This is a genomic window from Streptomyces sp. NPDC002403 (genome assembly GCF_053593015.1).
Genome location: NZ_JBSFBQ010000061.1, coordinates 1 through 20,547, shown reverse-complemented (window position 1 = coordinate 20,547; position 20,547 = coordinate 1). Strand labels below are relative to the sequence as shown.

General features: G+C 70.5%; 17 protein-coding genes and 2 pseudogenes. 11 read left to right on the top strand and 8 right to left on the bottom strand.

The window, feature by feature from the left end; all coding sequences use genetic code 11:
• Positions 1-155 precede the first annotated feature (155 nt).
• Both cofD and ACWCPY_RS36985 read left to right on the top strand, forming a co-directional pair.
• Entirely contained in the window at positions 156-1,112 is a 957-nt protein-coding gene (gene cofD, locus ACWCPY_RS36990) for a 2-phospho-L-lactate transferase (protein ID WP_451272608.1), read from the top strand.
• Positions 1,109-2,431 carry a coenzyme F420-0:L-glutamate ligase gene (locus tag ACWCPY_RS36985; protein ID WP_451272606.1) on the top strand — a complete coding sequence of 441 codons (1,323 nt, stop codon included), beginning with the start codon at positions 1,109-1,111 and terminating at the stop codon, positions 2,429-2,431. The genes cofD and ACWCPY_RS36985 overlap by 4 nt, the downstream gene beginning before the upstream one ends.
• A gap of 25 nt (positions 2,432-2,456) precedes the next feature.
• Here the strand turns inward: ACWCPY_RS36985 and ACWCPY_RS36980 are convergent, their stop codons facing one another.
• The 3 genes from ACWCPY_RS36980 to ACWCPY_RS36970 all read right to left on the bottom strand — a co-directional run bounded on the left by ACWCPY_RS36980 (position 2,457) and on the right by ACWCPY_RS36970 (position 6,115).
• Positions 2,457-3,455 (bottom strand): DNA-3-methyladenine glycosylase family protein, encoded by a 999-nt coding sequence (locus tag ACWCPY_RS36980; RefSeq protein WP_451272604.1) that lies wholly within the window; start codon positions 3,453-3,455, stop codon positions 2,457-2,459.
• An 81-nt stretch (positions 3,456-3,536) separates the two neighbouring features.
• Entirely contained in the window at positions 3,537-4,628 is a 1,092-nt protein-coding gene (locus ACWCPY_RS36975; RefSeq protein ID WP_451272602.1) for a sugar phosphate nucleotidyltransferase, read from the bottom strand.
• Positions 4,629-4,747: 119 nt separating this feature from the next.
• A complete protein-coding gene (locus tag ACWCPY_RS36970) occupies positions 4,748-6,115 on the bottom strand; it encodes a peptidoglycan recognition protein family protein (RefSeq protein ID WP_451272600.1) in 1,368 nt (455 codons plus the stop codon).
• 138 nt (positions 6,116-6,253) lie between these two features.
• Between ACWCPY_RS36970 and ACWCPY_RS36965 the strand changes: the two genes are divergently transcribed.
• From ACWCPY_RS36965 to ACWCPY_RS36950, 4 genes and pseudogenes are all read left to right on the top strand, one after another.
• A complete protein-coding gene (locus ACWCPY_RS36965) occupies positions 6,254-7,006 on the top strand; it encodes a TIGR03089 family protein (protein ID WP_451272598.1) in 753 nt (250 codons plus the stop codon).
• A 173-nt stretch (positions 7,007-7,179) separates the two neighbouring features.
• Positions 7,180-8,421: pseudogene (locus ACWCPY_RS36960) on the top strand (LCP family protein); the annotation flags it as partial.
• Positions 8,422-8,644: 223 nt separating this feature from the next.
• The gene (locus tag ACWCPY_RS36955) at positions 8,645-10,444 is read left to right on the top strand and encodes an LCP family glycopolymer transferase (RefSeq protein ID WP_451272596.1); all 1,800 of its coding nucleotides are present in this window, start codon (positions 8,645-8,647) and stop codon (positions 10,442-10,444) included.
• Positions 10,445-10,493: 49 nt separating this feature from the next.
• A complete protein-coding gene (locus tag ACWCPY_RS36950) occupies positions 10,494-12,176 on the top strand; it encodes an LCP family protein (RefSeq protein ID WP_451272594.1) in 1,683 nt (560 codons plus the stop codon).
• Between the two features lie 69 nt (positions 12,177-12,245).
• Here the strand turns inward: ACWCPY_RS36950 and ACWCPY_RS36945 are convergent, their stop codons facing one another.
• Positions 12,246-13,259, bottom strand: coding sequence for a glycosyltransferase family 2 protein (locus tag ACWCPY_RS36945; protein ID WP_451272592.1), 1,014 nt, complete (start codon positions 13,257-13,259; stop codon positions 12,246-12,248).
• Between the two features lie 185 nt (positions 13,260-13,444).
• Here ACWCPY_RS36945 and ACWCPY_RS36940 point away from each other — a divergent pair, with 185 nt between their 5' ends.
• Complete coding sequence (locus ACWCPY_RS36940) at positions 13,445-14,923, top strand: LCP family protein (protein ID WP_451272590.1); 1,479 nt, start codon at positions 13,445-13,447, stop codon at positions 14,921-14,923.
• Between the two features lie 21 nt (positions 14,924-14,944).
• Here ACWCPY_RS36940 and ACWCPY_RS36935 read toward each other — a convergent pair whose 3' ends face one another.
• The gene (locus ACWCPY_RS36935) at positions 14,945-15,493 is read right to left on the bottom strand and encodes an acyl-CoA thioesterase (RefSeq protein WP_451272588.1); all 549 of its coding nucleotides are present in this window, start codon (positions 15,491-15,493) and stop codon (positions 14,945-14,947) included.
• Positions 15,494-15,612: 119 nt separating this feature from the next.
• Between ACWCPY_RS36935 and ACWCPY_RS36930 the strand changes: the two genes are divergently transcribed.
• On the top strand, positions 15,613-16,899 hold the full coding sequence (locus tag ACWCPY_RS36930) for an LCP family protein (RefSeq protein WP_451272586.1): 1,287 nt from the start codon (positions 15,613-15,615) through the stop codon (positions 16,897-16,899).
• Between the two features lie 56 nt (positions 16,900-16,955).
• Here the strand turns inward: ACWCPY_RS36930 and ACWCPY_RS36925 are convergent, their stop codons facing one another.
• Complete coding sequence (locus ACWCPY_RS36925) at positions 16,956-17,156, bottom strand: hypothetical protein (RefSeq protein WP_451272584.1); 201 nt, start codon at positions 17,154-17,156, stop codon at positions 16,956-16,958.
• Positions 17,157-17,210: 54 nt separating this feature from the next.
• Here ACWCPY_RS36925 and ACWCPY_RS36920 point away from each other — a divergent pair, with 54 nt between their 5' ends.
• Entirely contained in the window at positions 17,211-17,960 is a 750-nt protein-coding gene (locus tag ACWCPY_RS36920) for an SMI1/KNR4 family protein (protein ID WP_451272582.1), read from the top strand.
• A 36-nt stretch (positions 17,961-17,996) separates the two neighbouring features.
• On the opposite strand, the gene ACWCPY_RS36915 is transcribed toward ACWCPY_RS36920, so the two are convergent.
• On the bottom strand, positions 17,997-18,206 hold the full coding sequence (locus ACWCPY_RS36915) for a DUF397 domain-containing protein (protein ID WP_451272580.1): 210 nt from the start codon (positions 18,204-18,206) through the stop codon (positions 17,997-17,999).
• The gene (locus ACWCPY_RS36910; RefSeq protein WP_451272578.1) at positions 18,203-19,081 is read right to left on the bottom strand and encodes a helix-turn-helix domain-containing protein; all 879 of its coding nucleotides are present in this window, start codon (positions 19,079-19,081) and stop codon (positions 18,203-18,205) included. The genes ACWCPY_RS36915 and ACWCPY_RS36910 overlap by 4 nt, the downstream gene beginning before the upstream one ends.
• Positions 19,082-19,245: 164 nt before the next feature.
• Here ACWCPY_RS36910 and ACWCPY_RS36905 point away from each other — a divergent pair, with 164 nt between their 5' ends.
• The gene (locus tag ACWCPY_RS36905) at positions 19,246-19,737 is read left to right on the top strand and encodes an ATP-binding protein (RefSeq protein WP_451272576.1); all 492 of its coding nucleotides are present in this window, start codon (positions 19,246-19,248) and stop codon (positions 19,735-19,737) included.
• A 204-nt stretch (positions 19,738-19,941) separates the two neighbouring features.
• Positions 19,942-20,547: pseudogene (locus tag ACWCPY_RS36900) on the top strand (helix-turn-helix domain-containing protein); the annotation flags it as partial.

Here is a 20,547-nt window from a genome sequence, read left to right as displayed (position 1 = left end):
GTCGCCCACCACCGCCCCGACAAGGACCAGGCTTCGCCTGACAGCCCACCCGTCGCCCACCACCGCCCCGACAAGGACCAGGCTTCGCCTGACAGCCCACCCGTCGCCCACCACCGCCCCGACAAGGACCAGGCTTCGCCTGACAGACTGTCTGCATGCGCATTGTGGTTCTGGCCGGCGGTATCGGTGGTGCTCGTTTTCTGCGTGGCCTCAAGCAGGCCGCGCCCGACGCGGACATCACGGTGATCGGCAACACCGGTGACGACATCCATCTGTTCGGGCTGAAGGTCTGCCCCGACCTCGACACCGTGATGTACACCCTCGGCGGTGGCATCAACGAGGAACAGGGCTGGGGGCGTACGGACGAGAGCTTCCACGTCAAGCAGGAACTCGCGGCGTACGGCGTGGGGCCGGAGTGGTTCGGGCTCGGGGACCGTGACTTCGCGACGCACATCGTCCGCACGCAGATGCTGGGCGCCGGCTATCCGCTGAGCGCCGTCACCGAGGCGCTCTGCGCGCGGTGGAAGCCCGGGGTGCGGCTGCTGCCGATGTCCGACGACCGGGTCGAGACCCACGTGGCGGTCGACATGGACGGCGAGCGCAGGGCGATCCACTTCCAGGAGTACTGGGTGAAGCTGCGCGCCTCGGTCGAGGCGCAGGCGATCGTGCCGGTCGGCGCCGAGCAGGCGAAGCCCGCCCCCGGTGTGCTGGAGGCCATCGCCGAGGCCGATGTGATCCTCTTCCCGCCGTCCAACCCCGTCGTGTCGGTGGGCACGATCCTCGCCGTGCCCGGGATCCGGGAAGCCATCGCCGAGGCCGGGGTGCCGGTCGTCGGCCTCTCCCCCATCGTCGGGGACGCGCCGGTGCGCGGCATGGCGGACAAGGTACTCGCCGCGGTGGGCGTCGAGTCGACGGCTTCGGCCGTGGCCAGGCACTACGGCTCCGGGCTGCTCGACGGCTGGCTCGTCGACACGGTGGACGCCGGGGCGGTCGGCGAGGTGGAGGCCGCGGGCATCCGCTGCCGTTCCGTGCCGCTGATGATGACCGATGTCGACACGACGGCGGAGATGGCCCGGCAGGCGCTGGTGCTGGCCGAGGAGGTGCGGGCGTGAGCGGCGGCACGGCCCCCGGCGCGGCGCCCTCGTACCGGGTCTGGGCGCTGCCCGGGATGCCCGAGGTGCGGGCCGGGGACGACCTGGCGAAGCTGATCGCCTCGACCGGTCCGGGGCTGGTCGACGGCGACGTCCTGCTGGTCACCTCGAAGATCGTCTCCAAGGCGGAGGGCCGGATCGTCGAGGCCGCCGACCGCGAGTCGGCGATCGACGCCGAGACCGTACGGGTGGTGGCGCGGCGCGGCACGCTGCGGATCGTGGAGAACCGTCAGGGCCTGGTCATGGCCGCGGCCGGGGTCGACGCCTCGAACACCCCCGCCGGGACGGTGCTGTTGCTGCCCGAGGACCCGGACGCCTCGGCGCGGGCGATCCGCGACGGGCTGCGGGACACCCTCGGTGTGGAGGTCGGGGTCGTGGTCACGGACACCTTCGGGCGCCCGTGGCGCAACGGGCTGACCGATGTGGCGATCGGGGCGGCCGGGGTCAGGGTGCTGGACGATCTGCGCGGCGGCGCGGATGCGTACGGCAATCCGCTGAGCGCCACCGTGGTCGCCACCGCCGACGAGCTGGCCTCGGCCGGTGACCTGGTCAAGGGCAAGGCGGACGGGCTGCCCGTCGCGGTCGTGCGGGGGCTCGGCCATGTGGTGGACCCGGCCGTTGCCGGTGGTGCCCGTGCGATGGTGCGGGTCGCGGCCGACGACATGTTCCGGCTCGGTACGTCGGAGGCGGTACGGGAGGCGGTGACCCTGCGGCGTACGGTGCGCGAGTTCACCGACGACCCGGTGGACCCGGGTGCGGTGCGGCGGGCCGTGGCCGCGGCGGTGACGGCGCCCGCGCCGCATCACACGACGCCGTGGCGGTTCGTCCTGCTGGAGTCCGAGGAGTCGCGGACCCGGCTGCTCGACGCGATGCGGGACGCGTGGATCGCGGATCTGCGGCGCGACGGCAGGAGCGAGGAGTCGGTCGCCAAGCGGGTACGGCGGGGCGATGTGCTGCGCCGGGCGCCGTATCTGGTGGTGCCGTGCCTGGTGATGGACGGCTCCCACACCTACGGGGACGAGCGGCGGGACACGGCGGAGCGCGAGATGTTCGTGGTCGCCGCGGGAGCCGGCATCCAGAACTTCCTGGTGGCGCTGGCCGGTGAGCGGCTGGGCTCGGCATGGGTGTCGTCGACGATGTTCTGCCGCTCCGTGGTGCGCGAGGTGCTTCGGCTGCCGGAGAGCTGGGATCCGCTGGGGGCGGTGGCGGTGGGGCGCGCCGCGGCCGAGCCCGCGGCGCGGCCGGGGCGGGACGCGGAGGCGTTCATCGAGGTGCGCTGAGGCCGGGCGCGGGTTCCGGCGGGTTCTACAGGCGGGCGATGTCGCCGCGGGTCATGCGCGGAGCGCGGCGGTCCGGGGTCCGGCCCGAGAGCAGGATGAGGCGGGTCGCCCGGTGGCGCTGGCCCTCGTACGGGGCCAGGAGGGCCAGCATCTCCTCGTCGTCGGCGTCCCGGTTGCCCGCCAGGGCGTGGCCGACGATGCCGGGGAGGTGGAGGTCGCCGACGGTGACCGCGTCCGGGGCGCCGTTCGAGCGCTGGAGCGTCTCGGCCGAGGTCCAGGGGCCGATGCCGGGGATCAGCTGCAGCCGGGCCATGGCCTCCGGGAGTTCCATGGCCGCCGCCTCCTCCAGGCGGCGGGCCACGCGTACCGCACGCAGGATCGTGCCCGAGCGTTTGGCGTCGACGCCCGCGCGGTGCCATTCCCAGGACGGGATCAGGGACCAGGTGCGGGCGTCCGGCATGACGTGCAGGCCCAGCGCGTCGAACGCGGCGTGGTCCGTGGGGCCGGGCGCCGGGGTGCCGTGCCCGCGGACCAGGAGGCGCCAGGCCCGGTAGGCCTCGTCGGTGGTGACCTTCTGTTCCAGGATCGAGGGGATCAGCGACTCCATGACCAGGCCGGTGCGCAGCAGCCGCAGGCCGGGGCGGCGGTGCCGGGTCAGGGCGAGCAGGCGGTGGCGCGGGCGGAAGGCGTCCGGGTCGTCCGTCGCGCCGAGCAGCGTCGGGAGCCGGTCCAGCAGCCACGGTGCGCCGGGGCCCCAGGCCGCCGCCTCGATCCGGCCGCCCCGGGGGGTGAGGCGCAGGGTTCCGGGGCCCGCGGGTGTGCGGCTGGCCCGCCAGGCCGTGCCGTCCGCGGTCATCCGGTACGTGGGGTCGGCGGGCCCCCGGCGCAGTGGGCCGACGACCACGCGCAGGTCGAAGGGGCCGGGCGGGGTCCACTCACGGGTCAGCGCGTCCGCCGCCGGGGCCGCCGCCTGGTGCGGGACGGCCGCGCGGGGAGCGCTGCGGGGGGCGAATCGTCCTGCCACGGTGAGGTCCTCGGTCGTCGGGGTGCCTGTCGAGGGTAAGCGCTGCGGCCGGTGCCCGGCCGTCCGCCGTACCGCGCCCGGTTACTCGTCGGAGGAGAACCGCACCGCCGCGTCCGGGAGGACCGCCCCGCACCAGACGCGGATGCCGTCGCGCAGTTCGTTGTCGGCGCCGACCCGGGCCGCGTCCCCGACGACCGCGCCGGTGAGCACCGTACGGCTGCCGATCCGGGCACCGGCCCCGACCAGCGAGTCCTTGATCACGGCGCCTGGTCCGACGACCGCGCCGGCCAGTATCGCGGAGCCGTCGATCCGGGCCCCCGCACCGATCAGGGCACCCTCTGCGACCACCGTACCGCCGCTGATCTTGGCGTCGGGGGCGACGGAGGCCGTCGGCAGCACGAGTCCCTCGCCGCACCGGCCGGGCACGGCCGGGGACGGGGCACGGCCCAGGACCAGATCGGCGGAGCCGCGCACGAAGGCCTGCGGGGTGCCGAGGTCCAGCCAGTAGGTGGAGTCGACCATGCCCTGGAGGTGTGCTCCGGAGGCGAGCAGTCCGGGGAAGGTCTCGCGCTCGACGGAGACGGGGCGGCCGACCGGGATGGTGTCGATGACCGAGCGGCGGAAGATGTACGCCCCCGCGTTGATCTGGTCGGTGACGATCTCCTCGGGCGTCTCGGGCTTCTCCAGGAACGCGGTGACCCTGCCGGTGCCGTCCGTCGGTACCAGGCCGAAGGCGCGCGGGTCGTCGACCCGGGTGAGGTGGAGGGAGACGTCCGCTCCGGAGCTCGTGTGCGAGGCGACCAGCGCCCGGATGTCCAGGCCGGTGAGGATGTCGCCGTTGAAGATGAGCACCGGGTCGTCCGGGCCCGAGGCCAGCCGGGACGCGACGTTGCGTATCGCGCCGCCGGTGCCGAGCGGTTCGCGTTCGGTGACGTACTCGATGTGGAGGCCGAGCGAGGAGCCGTCACCGAAGTACGGTTCGAAGACCTCCGCCAGGTACGACGTCGCGAGCACGATGTGCTCGACCCCGGCGGCCCGGGCGCGCGCCAGTTGGTGCGTAAGAAACGGAACGCCCGCTGCCGGAACCATGGGCTTGGGCGTGTGCACCGTGAGCGGGCGCAGCCGGGTTCCCTTTCCGCCGACCAGGAGGATCGCTTCTTTTGCCTCTGTCACAGCACTGACTCTGCTTCCTGCTGGGGCCTGGCCTGGTTTCGGCTGGCCAGTGTATGCAGACCGGTTCGGTCGTCCCCGGTCAGCGGCCCGCAGCAGTCCGCGTCGGTCTCCCGTTCCGTTTAGCGGCCCTGGAGCTTGGCGGAGCTGGAGCGGGCCGTGCCGAGCTTCTTGTAGAGACGCGCTCCGGGGCATTCGGTTGCGAAGCCGTCCCGGTGGCCGGAGATGACATTGAGTTTGACCTTCTTGCCCTTCTTGTACTTGTTGCCGCCGCCGGAGACGAGCGTGGCCTTGCCGCGCGGGTCGGCGCCGAACAGTCCGAGCTTCCAGGCGGTGAGCTTCGCGACGGCGTTCACCGCGGCGGCGGGCGGGTTCGACCTGGTGAAGGTGCCGAGCACCGCGATGCCCATGCTGTTGGTGTTGAAGCCGAGCGTGTGCGCTCCCAGGACGGCCTTCGTCACGCCTCCGGCCCGCCCTTCGTAGATGTTTCCGCACTTGTCGACGGCGAAGTTGTAGCCGATGTCGCGCCAGCCGCTGCTCTTGACGTGGTAGCGGTAGATGCCGCGCAGGACCGAGGCCGCCTGGGAGCACTTGTAGTTGTTGCCGGTGGCACTGTGGTGGATGAAGGCGGCCTTGACCGTGCCGGTGTAGACGAACTTGCGTTCCCTGAGCTTCTCGTCGGCGCCCCAGCCCTTGCGGGTGACGATGCGCGGGCGGGGGCCGATGTACGGCCGGGCGCCGGGTACGAGGCCGGCCTCGGTCTCGTACCGCACCTCGGACTCCGCCTTGCCCAGGGCGGGGAGCACCCTCGGGGCGAGGGAGGCGGTGCGCCCGTCCCCGGCGGCCTGGGCGCCTGCCGCGTCCTGGACGCCCTCCTCGGTCCCGGCGTCCGTCCCGGGAACCTGCTGCGGGTCCTTGCCGGGGTCGACGAGTTCGAGGCGCAGCCCGCCGGGCAGCGGTACGGCGCGGGCGGTCCGGTCCTGCGGGTCCGGGGCCTCGGGGCGTACGCGGACCGCGACGCCGTCCGAGTCGCCGACCCAGAGCGGGGCGGTGGAGCCCCGGACGGCGCCGGATTCGCGCTCGGCGGTGCCGGGGTCGGCGCCGTGCTCGGCGTTGTGGGTCTCCAGGTCCTGCCACTGCGACCACTCCCCGGTGCCGGTGGCGCGGGTGCGGACCTGGACGGTGCCGTGGAGTTCGGTGTCGGCGTCGTCCCAGACGACGCCGACCAGGGAGAAGGGACGGACCTCGCGTTCGGGCAGCCCCTGGTCGGGGGCGGCCGCGGCCCGGGCGGTTTCGCCGACGGCCCGGTCGAAGGGCGTCGGCAGGGTTCGCATCGGCAGGGACTGCGTCGAGCCCGGCACATCGACGGGTTCGGCCGACTCGGCGGGGACGGTGCGGGTGTCGGGGGCGGCGCCCGCGGGCGCGGCCGACGGCAGTACGAGAACAGCCGCGCAGGTGACACCTATCGAGGATGCAAGAAAGGCACGCATGCGAATAATCCTGGGCATACACCTTCAACTCCGGCCACCGGGATGTCCCGGTGCACTTGACGGCCCGTCTGCCGAACCGGTGCACCCGGCACTCCTCTCCTCCCGCCCGGCCGGGCGCCGCCGCGTACTCTTGCGCGGATGAACGCCACCGACCGCACCCCTGCCGACCTGCTGCGTTCCGCGCTCGCCGCGGACCCGGCCCGCCCCTTGGTCACTTTCTACGACGACGCCACCGGGGAACGCGTCGAACTGTCGGTGGCCACCTTCGCCAATTGGGTGGCCAAGACCGCCAATCTCCTGCAGGGCGATCTCGCCGCCGAGCCGGGCGACCGGCTCGCGCTCCTGCTGCCCGCGCACTGGCAGTCCGCGGTCTGGCTGCTCGCCTGTTCCTCGGTCGGCGTGGTCGCCGAGGTGCAGGGCGACCCGGCCGCGGCCGACCTGGTCGTCAGCGGCCCGGACACCCTGGAGGCCGCGCGCGCCTGCCGGGGCGAGCGGGTCGCCCTGGCGCTGCGCCCGCTGGGCGGCAGGTTCCCGCAGGCGCCCGAGGGCTTCGCGGACTACGCGGTCGAGGTGCCGGGCCAGGGCGACCGGTTCGCCCCCTTCGCCCCGGTGGACCCGGACGCTCCCGCCCTGGCTGTGGACGGCGTCGAGCTGACCTCGGCGCAGCTGGTGGCGCGGGCCCGCGAGGACGCCGCCGCGCTGGGTCTGACCGCCGGATCGCGGCTGCTCACGGGACGTGCGTACGACAGCTGGGAGGGACTGAGCGCGGGGCTGTTCGCGCCGCTGGCCGCCGGGGGGTCCGTGGTCCTCTGCCGTCACCTGGGGCAGCTGGGCGAGGAGGGGCTGGCGAAGCGCGTGGAGAGTGAGCGGGTCACCAACAGCGCGGTATGACAAGCACGCTGAGGACCACTCTTCCGGCCCACACCGCGTCGAGTCCTCGGGGGCTGCGCCTCAACTCCGGTACATGATCGGCGTTACGGATCACCGAGGACACAACCAAGCGTGAGGTTCAGCCGTCTACTCCTGCGACCGGCGGCCCGACGCGCCGCCGAACGTGAAGGATGGACGCAGACGTGAGCGAAAGCGCCGGCCCGCCGGACGACCCGGCGGCGGGCGGGGACAAGCCTCGGCCCGGGGGCGAATCCGGTGCCACCCCGATGACCGGAGTCAGGCACCGGCGCCACTGGCTGCGCTGGACCGCGCTCGGCGCCTCGTTCGTCGTGCTGGTCGCGGCGGGCGTCGGCGCGTGGCTGTACCGGAAGCTCGACGGCAACATCAGGACCGACACGTCCGCAGCCGCCGAACTCAAGGCGTACGAGCGGGAGCGGCCCGCCTCCGTGGTGCACGACGCGGAGAACATCCTGCTCATCGGTTCGGACAGCCGGGCCGGCGACAACCGCAAGTACGGCCGTGACGACGGCGGCAGCCAGCGCTCGGACACCACGATCCTTCTCCACCTCGCCGCGGACCGGAAGAGCGCCACGGCGATGTCCCTGCCGCGCGATCTGATGGTGGAGATCCCGGTCTGCCACAAAGCGGACGGGACGGCCACGAAGAAACAATTCGCCCAGTTCAACTGGGCCTTCGAGTTCGGCGGCACGGCCTGCACGATCCGTACGGTCGAGAAGATGACCGGCGTCCGGATCGATCACTACATGGTCGTCGACTTCAACGGCTTCAAGGACATGGTCGACGCCGTGGACGGGGTCGAGGTCTGCCTGAAGAAGCCGGTCGACGACGCCGACGCCCATCTGAAGCTCCCCGCCGGCCGCCAGAAGCTCGACGGCGAGCAGGCGCTGGGGTACGTACGGGCCCGCAAGTCGATCGGCAACGGCAGTGACACCGAACGGATGGACCGCCAGCAGCAGTTCCTGGGCGCGCTGGTGAACAAGGTCCAGAGCAACGGCGTACTGCTCAATCCGACCCGCCTCTACCCGGTACTGGACGCGGCCACCAAGGCGCTGACCACCGACCCGGGCCTGGACAGCCTGAAGGACCTGTACGAGCTGGTGCGCGGCATGCGCAACGTACCGACCGACAAGGTGCAGTTCCTGACCGTGCCCCGGCGGCCCTACATCGCCAACGCGAACCGGGACGAACTCGTACAGCCCGATGCGAATCGGCTCTTCAAGCGGCTGCGCGAGGACGATCCGGTCGCCGTGGTCCCGGCGGATGAGCTCGAACGTGACAACGGGAAGAACAACGGGAAAAACAATGCCGCGTCCGATACCCCGGATGGGCCGGGCCCCAGCCCCACGCCCACTTATTCGGGCAACAACGCGGCGGCGGACCTGTGCAAGCAGTAAAGCAATTCCCAAACAGAAGCCGGTGATCGGCGTGTAATGAGCAGTATGACCAGTTGTAAGGAGCGTGGAATTTGTCACGCACGTCGCTCTACGCCGAACTGGGCCGATAGTGTGACGCGATCCGGTGCTGCCGGCCGCCAGGCCGCGCACTTCTGGAGCGAAAGATCGAGCGCCTGATCGGGGGAGGCGCCTCGCGTGGCACCGACGGAGGACTCAAGCAACCGTGGATGCGCAAAGCCGTGGGCGGGCGGACGGAATCGACCCCGCAGACCAGTGGGTCCTCAACCCGCACACCGGTGATTACGAACTGCGACTGAATCATTCCGGAGGGGATTCGGACTCCCCTTCCCGTACTTCCGGCGCGCGTGTTCCCCATAGCAGGGAACCGGTCCGCGACAATGCCGGCGGACGCAGAGGCGCGTCCCGCGACGGCGGGGGCGATCGCCGGAATACGGCCCGCGAGGACCAGGAAAACGGTCCCGGCCGCGAGGTGCCCGGTCAGCGCAGCCGCCGTTCGGCCAACGGCACCCGCGGCCAGGAGAGTTCCGGCCCGGCCGGCCGCCGCAGCCGCAAGGCCCCCAAGGCCCGCCGCAAGAAGGCGCTGATGTGGACGGGCGGTGTGACGGCCTTCGTCCTGGTCGGCCTGTCGGTGGGCGGGTACGCGCTGTACCAGCACTTCAACGGCAACCTGAACACGGTCGACGTGGGCGGGGCCGGCAACAAGAACGTCTTCGACAACGACGCCCCGATCAACATCCTGATCATCGGCACCGACAAGCGCACCGGCAAGGGCAACGAAGGCTACGGCGACAAGGGCAGCGTGGGCCACGCCGACACCAACATCCTCTTCCACGTCTCCGAGGACCGCACCAACGCGACGGCGCTGAGCATCCCCCGCGACCTGATCACCGACATCCCGGACTGCACCGTCAAGCAGGAAGACGGCACGGAGAAGCTCGTCCCGGGTACGTCGGGCGTCCGCTTCAACGAGAGCCTCGGCCAGGAAGGCCGTAACCCCGGCTGCACCATGGAGACGGTCAAGGAGATCACCGGTCTGAAGGTCGACCACTTCATGATGGTCGACTTCAACGCGGTGAAGGAGCTGTCCACGGCGGTCGGCGGGGTCGAGATCTGCCTGGCCAAGCCGGTCAAGGACCCGGACTCCCACCTGGACCTGCCGGCCGGTGAGCACCGGATCCAGGGCGAGGAGGCCCTGGCGTTCGTACGGACCCGGCACAGCTTCGGCAACCATGGCGACCTGGACCGGATCAAGGTCCAGCAGCAGTTCATCGCCTCGATGATCCGGCAGATGCAGTCGGACGACACCCTGACCAGCCCGACCAAGCTCTACAAGCTGGCGGACGCGGCGACCAGGGCACTCACCGTCGACACCGGCATCGGCACGGGGAAGAAACTGGCCTCGCTGGCCCAGGAGCTCAGCAAGGTCAACACCAAGAACATCACCTTCACCACGGTGCCGGTGCTCGACAACCCTGCCGAGAAGGTCAAGGCCACCGTCGTACTGAACCCGGCCAAGTCCGACCAGCTGTTCGCCATGATGCGCGACGACACCTCGCTGACCGAGGTGAAGTCGAAGAAGAAGGCCGCGAAGAGCAAGCAGGACGCGCTCCTCAAGGGCTCGAAGGCGGCCGCGGGCGACGTACGCGTCGATGTGTACAACGGCGGCAAGGTGCCCGGCGCCGCGCAGGCGACCGTCACCTGGCTCCAGAACGAGCAGGGTGTGCTCAAGTCCACCAACAAGGCCAACGCCCCGGCGAAGGCCGCGAAGACGACGCTGGAGTACGCGCCGAACCAGGCGGACCAGGCCCGCGCGCTGGCCGCCATGATGGGCCTGCCCGGCTCGGCCATGAAGCAGGGCACCACGGACGCCGAAGGGCTCCAGGCGATGGTGCTGACGCTGGGGGACGACTTCAAGGGCGCGGGCACTCCCATCACCGGGCCGGCCAAGGTGCCGGCCGACATTCAGCAAGCAAACGCCGACAAGGCAGAGTGCGCCAAGTGACACCGGGTCACTGCGCGAAACCACGAGTCTGAGCAGCAGGGGGGTCCTGGTGGCACGGAGCAGTACGCCTGGGGAGGGGACGCGACCACGCGTCCGGCACGCCGGCCAACTCGGCTGGGACGACGGGCTGTACGAGGAGGGGCCGGAGAAGAGCGAGGACTCCGGCTCCGGGGGGCGGGCCGCTTCCGGGGAGAGCGGTCACCGGCACGGTGGCCGCAAGCGACGCGGCAAGAAGGGCAAACGCCGGGTGCTGCGCTGGGTCGCGTCAGTGACCGCGCTGCTCATAATCGGCGGCGCCGGCGCCGGTTACCTCTACATCGAGCACCTGAACGGCAATCTCAAGAAGGCCGATCTGACCCTCGGCGACAAGAAGATGGCCGATCACAAGGCCAACGCCGCCGGTCAGACCCCGATGAACATCCTGCTCATAGGCTCGGACGCGCGGGACTCCGCGGAGAACCAGAAGCTCGGCGGGGCCAAGGAAACCTTCGGCGCGCCGCCCCTGGCCGACGTGCAGATGCTGGTCCACCTCTCCGCGGACCGCAGCAACATGTCGGTGATCAGCATGCCGCGCGACACGATGCTGAAGATCCCGAAGTGCACCAACCCGGAGACGAAGCACGTCTACCCCGCGCCCACGGGTCTGAAGATGACCAACGAGACGCTCGAACGCGGCGGTCCCGGTTGCACGGTGGCCACCTGGTACGAGCTCACCGGCATCACCATCGACCACTTCATGATGATCGACTTCTCCGGTGTGATCTCGATGGCGGACGCGATCGGCGGCGTCCCGGTCTGCGTCAAGGGCAACGTCTACTCGCACACCAGCGCTGGCAAGGGCTCCGGGCTGAAGCTGGAGAAGGGCACCACGAAGATCAAGGGCAAGCAGGCCCTCCAGTGGCTGCGCACCCGCTACGGCTTCGAGGACGGCACCGACCTCGGCCGTACCCACGCCCAGCACATGTACATGAACTCAATGGTCCGTGAACTGCGCAAGGGCACCAAGCTCACCGACCCGGGCAAGCTGATGGACCTCGCCGAGGCGGCGACGGACGCGCTGACGGTCGACAAGGGCGAGAACGGACTCGGCTCGGTCAACAAGCTCTACGACCTCGCGGAGGAGCTCAAGAAGGTGCCCACCAAGCGCATCACCATGACGACGATGCCGAACGTCTACGGGACGGGCGCGCTCAAGGAGCGGGTGCTCCCCAAGCCCGGCGACGCCGACCAGCTCTTCCAGATGGTCCGCGACGACGTCCCGCTCGACGGCAAGGCGTCCAAGCGCAAGAAGAAGGCCCCGGTCGCCGAGAAGCCCACCTCGACCCCGGCCGAGACCCCGGTGACCGTCCGCAACGGCACCCGTACCGAGACCGAGTACCCGGCCAAGGGCCGCGCGACGGCGGTCAAGGACCTGCTGGCCGAGAAGGGCTTCACCCAGGGCTCGATCGACGCGCAGAACACCGAGTCGGCGGCCCGGACCACGGTGTCCTACCCCAGCGTGGACATGAAGGGCAATGCCCAGGCGGTCGCCAAGGCGCTGGGCATTCCGCTGAGCGCGGTGAAGAAGTCGACCGCTGTCTCGGGCATCACGCTGACCGTGGGCGCCGACTGGCGGGACGACGGGGACTACCACGCGCCCTCCGCCGAGGAGAAGACCCCGGACAGCGCACGGGCGCTCAACGGCGACGACGAGAAGGCCTGCATGGACATCCAGCCGGGCTTCGGCTTCTAGAAACCGGGACACGACGCACCGCGGGGCCCTCCGGCACATCGGAGGGCCCCGCGGTGTCCGCTGTGACGCTCAGACGGTCATGGCCGGGCGGCGGCTGGCGATGACCTTCTTCGCGAGCGAGCGCGGACTGGTCAGGAAGCCGTACCCCCACGACATGTGCATGGTCGCGAGGGCCACCGGGATCTGTGCCCGCGCCTTCAGCGACAGGCCCTTGCCCGCCGGCACGGAACCGGCGACGATCGCCGCCGCGTACCCGGCGGGGACGAGGAAGGCCCACGGGGTGACGACCGCGCCCACGACGATGCCCGCCGCGATCGCGCAGACGGCGGTGGGCGGCGCCAGGTAGCGCAGGTTGATCGAGCCGGAGTGGTAGCGGGCGACGACGTGCCGCCAGCGGCCGTAGTCCTTGTACTGCTTGGCCAGCGCCCGCACGGAGGGGCGCGGCCGGTACTGCACCTTCAACTCGGGCGAGAACCAGATCAGGCCGCCGGCCTCGCGGATGCGGTAGTTCAGCTCCCAGTCCTGGGCCCGGATGAACTCCACGTTGTAGCCGTCGGCCTTCTCCAGCGCCTCGCGGCGGAAGACACCGAGGTAGACGGTCTCCGCCGGGCCGGCCTGGCCGCCGGTGTGGAAGGCCGCGTTGCCGACGCCGATCTTCGACGTCATGGCGGCGGCGACGGCGTCCTCCCAGGCGTTCTCGCCCTCGGCGTGCATGATGCCGCCCACGTTCTGGGCGCCGGTCTCCTCCAGGAGGCGGACGGCGGTCGCGATGTAGTTCGGCGAGAGCATGCCGTGGCCGTCGACCCGCACGACTATCGGGTGGCTGGAGGCCTTGATCGCGGCGTTGAGGGCGGCCGGGGTGCGACCGGTCGGGTTCGGGACGGTGTGGACCCGGGGATCCTCGCGCACCAGCTCCGCGGCGATCTCGTCCGTACGGTCCGTGGAGGGCCCCAGTGCGATGACCACCTCCATCTCACCTGCGTACTCCTGCTCCAGGATGTGCCGGACGGAGTTCCTGAGGTGACGTTCCTCGTCGAGCACCGGCATGATCACGGAGACGGCGGGGTGCTGCGCGGCAGACATGGTGGTCCTCGGGTGGTCCTCGGGGGCGCCGGGGGGTTTCGCACCCCACCGGGCGGCATGATTCGGCCGCCACGTTACCGCGAATGGGGGACACCGGCGCGCCCCGCCGGGTTGCACACCGGGCCGTTGATCGTATGGACCTACTGTGCGAACGGTTTCCCCCTCGCACCGCGGAGGTCCCCCAAGTGCCCACACCGCACCGTTCTCCCCGTCCCCCGCAGTCCCGCGCGGTTCCGCCGCAGCGCAGGTCCAGAAAGCAGGACGAACGACCACGCTGGGGCATGCGGATGGTGACCGGTCTCTCCGTGCTGGTGCTGGGAGCCGGCGGGATCGGCCATGCGGTGGTGACCAATCTGGCGACCGGGATCGACCGGCTCGATCCGTTCAAGGACATGAAGAACCGGCCACGCGCGGGCACCGGCATGAATCTGCTGCTCGTGGGCACCGACGGCCGCGACCGGATCACCCCGGAGGAGAAGAAGAGGTACCGGCTGGGCGGTGCGCCCTGCCACTGCACCGACACGGTCATGCTGGTGCATCTGTCGGCGGACAAGGACCGCGCGAGCATCGTCTCGCTCCCCCGCGACAGCTACGCCGAGGTCCCCGAGCACACCGACCGGAACACCGGTGAGCAGCGCCCCGCGCACCCGCTGAAGCTGAACGCGGCCTATGCCGAGGGCGGGCCCAATCTGACCGTGCGGACCGTCGAGCACATGACGGGCATCAAGGTCGACCACTATCTGGAGGTCGACTTCACCAGCTTCATGAAGACGGTGGACGCCCTGGGCGGGGTGAAGATCTGCACGGCCCGGCCGATGAAGGACTCGTACACCGGTCTCGACCTCGCCGCGGGCACCCATGACCTGGACGGCGGCCAGGCCCTCCAGTACGTACGCTCCCGGCACATCGACGGGGCCGCCGACCTGGGCCGGATGCAGCGCCAGCAGAAGTTCCTCGCCTCACTGATCAAGCAGGCGACCAGCAGCGGTGTGCTGCTCAACCCGGTGAAGTTCCGCGATGTCGCCTCGACGATGCTGAACTCGGTCCGGGCGGACAAGGGGTTCGGTACGGAGCAGATGCTGGAGCTCGGCCAGGCGATGCGCGGCTTCTCCCCCGCCTCGTCCGAGTTCACCTCCGTACCCGTGGGGAACGTCTCCTACCCGGTCAAGGGCATCGGTTCGACGGTCAAGTGGGACGAGGCGAAGTCGAAGAAGCTCTTCCAGGCACTGCGCGAGGACAAGCCGCTGGCCCCCGCCCGCCCCAAGCGGCCGGAGGCGGTCGAGGTCGACGTCGACCCCCGGCAGATCCGGGTCCAGGTCTACAACGGGACGTCCAAGGACGGCCTGGGCAGGACGGTCGACGACGCGCTCCACGCCACCGGCTTCGACACCACGCGCACCCCGCTCAACGCGGAGGTGCGGGTGAACGGCGAGCCGCGCGGCACCGAGCACACCCTGATCAGCTACGACCCGCGCTGGGACCGGTCCGCGAAGGCGCTGGCGGTCGCGTTGCCCGGGGCCGAGCTGCGGGCGGTGCGGGGGCAGGGCGCCACGATGCGGGTGACGGCGGGCGAGGACTTCGAGAAGGTGCGGCAGGTCCGGGCCGAGGAGAAGGACGGCGGCGACTTCGGCACGGTCACGGGCGACCAGGTGGCCTGCCCGTGACCGTCCTGTCGCCCGGCGCTCTCAGTCCTCTATGCCTTCCGCCGCGCGACTCTCGCGCAGCTCCCTGATCGCGCGGCGGCGGGCGAGGCGGTGGGTGCGCCGGATCTGCGCCTCCTGGTAGCGCCGCTTGTCGCGCTCCGTCTCGGGGATCACCGGCGGTACGGGGCGCGGCTTGCCGTCCGCGTCGACCGCGGTGAACACCAGGTAGGCGCTGCCGACCTGCTGGGCGGGGGTGGACTCGTTCCAGCGCTCGGCCATGACCCGGACGCCGACCTCCATCGAGGAGCGGCCCGTCCAGTTCACCTGGGCGCGGACGTGGACGAGGTCGCCGACGCGGACCGGCTCCAGGAAGACCATCTCGTCCATCGAGGCCGTCACGGCGGGGCCGCCGGAGTGCCGGCCGGCCACGGCGCCCGCCGCGTCGTCGACCAGTTTCATGATCACGCCACCGTGCACCGTACCCAGCAGATTGGTGTCGCTGCCGGTCATGATGTGGCTGAGGGTGGTCCGGGAAGCGGCGGTCGGCTTGCCCGGAATGTCGCCCTCCGGGCGCGGGGCCTGATCTGTCATACCGTCCACCTTATGCGGGGCCTTGCACGCGGCCGCAATGCATCAGCTTCGCAACAGCCCTGATGCGATTTCCCGCACCCCCTGTAATACCGGTACACCTGGCCTGCACACTGGACCGCATGAACGATTGGCCCGAGGGATGGTCCGACGACAACCGCGGCGGCAACCGCTACGGGCAGGGCAGCGCCGGTGAGCCGCCCGAGGGCGCCCGCGTCATGCGGCACGTCCAGCGCCCTCCCGCCCCGCCCCAGCACCGTCCGGCCCCGCCCCGGCAGCGTCAGGGCGGATCGCAGCAGTACGCCGGCGGCCATGACGACGCCGGAACGTACGACAACGGTTACAGCACGGGCCAGGTCTACGGCGGCGGCCGGGGCAGCGGCCACAGCGGTGGCCAGGGCGGCGGCGGTTACGCCCAGGGGCGCTCGGCGCCCGACTGGCGCCGCCGGATCAAGATAGGCGCGCTGACCCTGGTGGTCGTGGTCCTCGGGGTCTCCATAGGCACGTACTTCTGGGCCGACTCCAAGCTCAAGCGCGAGGTGGACCTCTCCAAGGTCATCGAGCGGCCGGAGGGCGGCGACGGCACCAACTACCTGATCGTCGGTTCCGACAGCCGTGAGGGCATGACGGCCGAGGACAAGAAGAAGCTCCACACGGGCTCCGCCGAGGGCAAGCGGACCGACTCGATGATGATCCTGCACGACGGATCCAACGGGCCGACGCTGATCTCCCTGCCCCGTGACTCCGACGTCGAGATCCCCTCGTTCAAGGGCTCCGACTCCGGCAAGCTCTACCCGGGCCGCGGCCGCTTCACCAAGCTGAACGCCGCGTACGCCATGGACGGCCCCGAACTCCTGGTCCGCACCGTCGAGTTCAACACCGGGCTGCGGATCGACCACTACTGCGAGATCGGCTTCGGCGGCTTCGCCAAGATCGTGGACGCGATCGGCGGCGTGGAGCTGGACATCCCCAAGGCCTTCAAGGACAAGAAGTCCGGCGCCGACTTCCAGGCGGGCAAGCAGACGCTGAACGGCGAGCAGTCCCTCGCCTTCGTCCGCACCCGCTACGCCTTCGCCCAGGCGGACCTGGCCCGTACGAAGAACCAGCAGAAGTTCCTCGCGGCGCTGGCGAGCCAGACGGCGACGCCGTCCACGATCCTCAACCCGTTCAAGCTGTACCCGACGATGGGGGCGGGCCTGGACACCCTCGTCGTGGACAAGGACATGTCGCTCTGGTCCCTGAGCCAGATGTTCTTCGCCATGAAGGACGTCACGGGCGGCGACGGCAAGTCGATGAACATGCCGATGTCGGGCTTCAGGAACGGCAACGTGGTCTGGGACAAGGCCAAGGTGAAGCAGCTGGTGGAGCAGCTGAAGAACGACGAGAAGGTCACCGTCACCGAGAACTGACGACAACTGACAGCAGGGCCCGGACGGTTCGCCGTCCGGGCCCTGCCGCTGTTCGCTCATGCGCTGTAGTCGATGTCGCTCCACTCGTCCATCGAGGGATGGATCTTCGCGGGTTGCTGGTCGTCGACGTCCGAGCGCCCCGGTCCCTCCGGGCCCGCGATCTCGAAGCAACGCCCGTACAGGTTCAGCTCGTCGGGCGGCCGCACACGCAGCGTCGCCCTCAGATGGTGGACCAGTGCGACGACCGGCAGCAGCACCTACGGGAAGGAGCGCGCGGAACCGTGTCAGTGGCGGCGCCTACAGTCGCACGCATGAACCAGGAGCCGCAGCCCCCGAGCCTCGTGCTCGACCTCGACGCACTCACCGCGGCCGTCGGTGAGCGGCCCGACAGGCAGGCGGCATGGCGCTTCATCCGTGCCTTCGCCCGCGACTGGAGCCAACGCCCCCTCACCGGGACCGACGGCTGCACCCCCGCCGACCTCGACGCGGCACAGGCCCGGCTCGGCCTGCCCCTGCCCGCGGCGCTCCGCGAGGCCTACCAACTGCTCGCGCATCGCAAGGACCTGACCGACAATCAGGACTCCCTGCTCGCCCCGCGGGGCCTCTACGTGGACGAGGACCGCGGCGTGCTGGTCTTCCGCGTCGAGAACCAGTCCTGCGCCTACTGGGGGATACGCGTCACGGACCTCGACCAGGAGGACCCGCCGGTCCAGGTACGCGCCGACCTCGTCCGCCCCACCGCCGACGACTGGCAGGCGTGGCTGGGCCGGGTCAGTGTCGCGTTCGTCGAGATCGTCCTGTCCGAGGCCCTGTGCGCCGATGACGACCTGATGGGATGGGTGACCCCCGACGACGACACGGGCCTGCCCGAGGACATCACCGCCGCCTTCCGGCGCCTGCCGTTCCCGGAGTACCCGATCAGCCAGCGACCGGGCTCACGCTGGTACGCACACGACGAGATCATCCTCCGCGACGATCGCGGGACCGCGTTGTTCCGCGCCCGCACGGAGGCGGCCTTCGACCGCTTCGACGGGGAGGACGAGGAGGCTACGGAGGACTGACGGGGGTCGCCCCGTCGGGCCTGCGGCCGGGCGGAATCAGTGCTCGGCCGCGTAGGAGACGAAGCCCGCCCAGGCGTGGGGGCCGAAGGCGAGGCGTGGGCCCTGGGCGTTCTTGGAGTCCCGGACGTGAACTGTGCCGGGGGCGGGAGCTATCTCCACGCAGTCGGTCTCACTGCCGTTGCTGCTGTAGCTGCTCTTGCGCCACTCCAGCTCGTGGCCGCCCCTGGAGGAGAGCTCGCTGATCATGTTTCTCCTAGAAGTTGCTCGATGAAGGCCAACGACTCACTCGGGGTGAGAGCCTGGGCCCGGATCATGCCATACCGCAGCTCAAGGATTCGGAGTTGCTTCGGATCAGTGACGGGGCGACCGCCGAATGCTCCCTCGGAACGTCCCACCGCCGTACCGTCCTTGAATTTCAACACCTGGATCTCGCCGTCGATTCCCGCGTGCTCCTCTCGGTCCATCGGCATCACCTGAACCGTGATGTTCCGCAATTCGCCGATCTTCAGGAGGTGTTCGAGTTGCCGACGCAATACCATCTTGCCTCCGAGCGGGCGTCGGAGCACCACTTCATCCATGACAAACCCGAGCGTCGGACTGGGTGACCGCTTGAAGACGGACTGTCTGGCCACACGTGCCGCCACTCCCCGTTCGACCTCATCCTGCGGGTACGCGGGCTGCCGCATTACAAACAACGCGCGTGCGTACTCCGCCGTCTGCAGCAGACCGTGGAAGCTGCTGTTGCCGTAGGCCAACAACTCCACCGCCCGCGCCTCCAGCTTCGCCAGGTCGCGGATCTTCTTCGGGTACCGGACCTCCGCCACGTCCTGCTTCATCGCGGCGATCTTCCCGCGCGCCCCGAGTACCTCGTCCGCCCTGTCCAGGAGCTCCGGGCGGGGGATGCGGCGGCCGCCCTCCACCTTGTAGATCTGGTCCTCCCCGTACCCGATCGCGGCGCCGAACTCGCCGGCCCGCAGCCCGGCCGCCTCCCGCCACGCCTTGAGCTGGCGGCCCACCGCCGCGACCACGGCCGCGCCCGACTCGTCATCGGGATCGACGTCCCAGCCCGGCTCGTCCGCCCCGGTGTCGCCGCGTTCCGTACCGGCCTCGTCCACGCTCATCCGTGCCTCACTTCCGACGCGTTTGCCGTTCTCGGCTCAACCCCAGGTCTCCCCGACACGTCACCCCGGACAGCCGGGACAGCACTGGACAAGCACGGGACAATCACCGTACGCAAGGGGCTGATTGCTGTTCACGGTACGCAGGCGCGGCCACGCTGAGTGACGTGACCCGAGAAATCACCCGAACCGAACATTCCGCTCCCGCCCGGCAGTTCACCGTGCTGCTCTCCCCCACCCGACGGGGCGCCAGGCTCGCCCGTCTCCTGACCATGGCGCATCTGGGCAACTGGGGGATCGTCTGCGAACCGGCCGCGCACATCGTCGCCGAGCTGGCCGCCAACGCCGCCGTCCACGGCCGCGTACCGGGCCGGGACTTCCAACTGGCCCTCACGGCACTCCGCGACGAGCTCCTGCGGATCGAGGTGACCGACACCCGGGCCGAGCAGCTGCCCGTCGTCTCCACCCCCGACCGGCACGCGGAAGGAGGGCGCGGACTCCTCATCGTCGAGGCGCTCGCCGACCGCTGGGGCATCGACGTCGGGCCCGTCCCGCGCAAGACCGTCTGGGCCGAGCTCGACCTCGCACCAAGGCCGTTCCACCGGGTCGCGGAAACCCACGACCCGGTGAGCCACGTCCCCGCATTCCACGACGCATAAAGCTTTGAAGGACCTGGGGAAATTACCCTCCCCACCCAAACCCGCCCCCGTCACTCACTCGGGTGATATGGGGCAACTGGACTGGATTTCATACAGGTTGGCTGGCATATGCTCGCCGCGACAACTCCAGACATGCGACGGCCCCCGACGAGATTCACAGTCTCAACCGGGGGCCTGACCACCGAGGAAGTAAGAGGCTTCCCGATGGATACCCCGCAGATTACCGCGCCCAAGTGCGCCCCGTCCTCCGTACCCGGAGACGTCACACCGTCATCCGGCGTCATCCACATCAACTTCCGGCATGCCGCAGGCTTCACCATCATCGGCAACCACCTCGCCCAGCACCGCGGACTCTCCCTCGCCGCGATCGGGCTCGCCGCCCACATCCAGTCGCTCCCCGCCGGAGCCAGGATCGGCATCAAGCATCTCGCCGAACGCTTCCCCGAGAGCGAGACGCGCATCGCCGCCGCCCTGCGCGAACTCGAAGCCCACGGCTACCTCCACCGCAGCCGCGTACGCCTCCCCGACGGCCGCATCGCCACCCGCACCGTCTCGTACAACCAGCCCGGCGCGGTCGCCCACCCCGTCGCGGCTCCCAGGCCCCGGACGGCCCCGAGCAAGCCGACCCCACAGACCGCCCCGCCACCCCGCGCAACCACTCCCGAACCACGTCCGGCTCCGGCCCCCGCACCACCCCCGGCACCCACGCCGCAACCCGCCCCCGCCCTCGTACCGGCCCCCACCGCGCGCACGACACCGCCACCACCGCTCCCCCGGCCGCAGGAGCTCACGCCTGAACTCCAGCGCGCG

Bases quoted from the DNA above. Each gene is read 5' to 3' on its own strand.
- ACWCPY_RS36935 (WP_451272588.1), bottom strand. From the start codon at position 15,493: ATGACAGATCAGGCCCCGCGCCCGGAGGGCGACATTCCGGGCAAGCCG.
- ACWCPY_RS36945 (WP_451272592.1), bottom strand. From the start codon at position 13,259: ATGTCTGCCGCGCAGCACCCCGCCGTCTCCGTGATCATGCCGGTGCTC.
- ACWCPY_RS36930 (WP_451272586.1), top strand. From the start codon at position 15,613: ATGAACGATTGGCCCGAGGGATGGTCCGACGACAACCGCGGCGGCAAC.
- cofD (WP_451272608.1), top strand. From the start codon at position 156: ATGCGCATTGTGGTTCTGGCCGGCGGTATCGGTGGTGCTCGTTTTCTG.
- ACWCPY_RS36910 (WP_451272578.1), bottom strand. From the start codon at position 19,081: ATGAGCGTGGACGAGGCCGGTACGGAACGCGGCGACACCGGGGCGGAC.
- ACWCPY_RS36915 (WP_451272580.1), bottom strand. From the start codon at position 18,206: ATGATCAGCGAGCTCTCCTCCAGGGGCGGCCACGAGCTGGAGTGGCGC.
- ACWCPY_RS36970 (WP_451272600.1), bottom strand. From the start codon at position 6,115: ATGCGTGCCTTTCTTGCATCCTCGATAGGTGTCACCTGCGCGGCTGTT.
- ACWCPY_RS36920 (WP_451272582.1), top strand. From the start codon at position 17,211: ATGAACCAGGAGCCGCAGCCCCCGAGCCTCGTGCTCGACCTCGACGCA.
- ACWCPY_RS36965 (WP_451272598.1), top strand. From the start codon at position 6,254: ATGAACGCCACCGACCGCACCCCTGCCGACCTGCTGCGTTCCGCGCTC.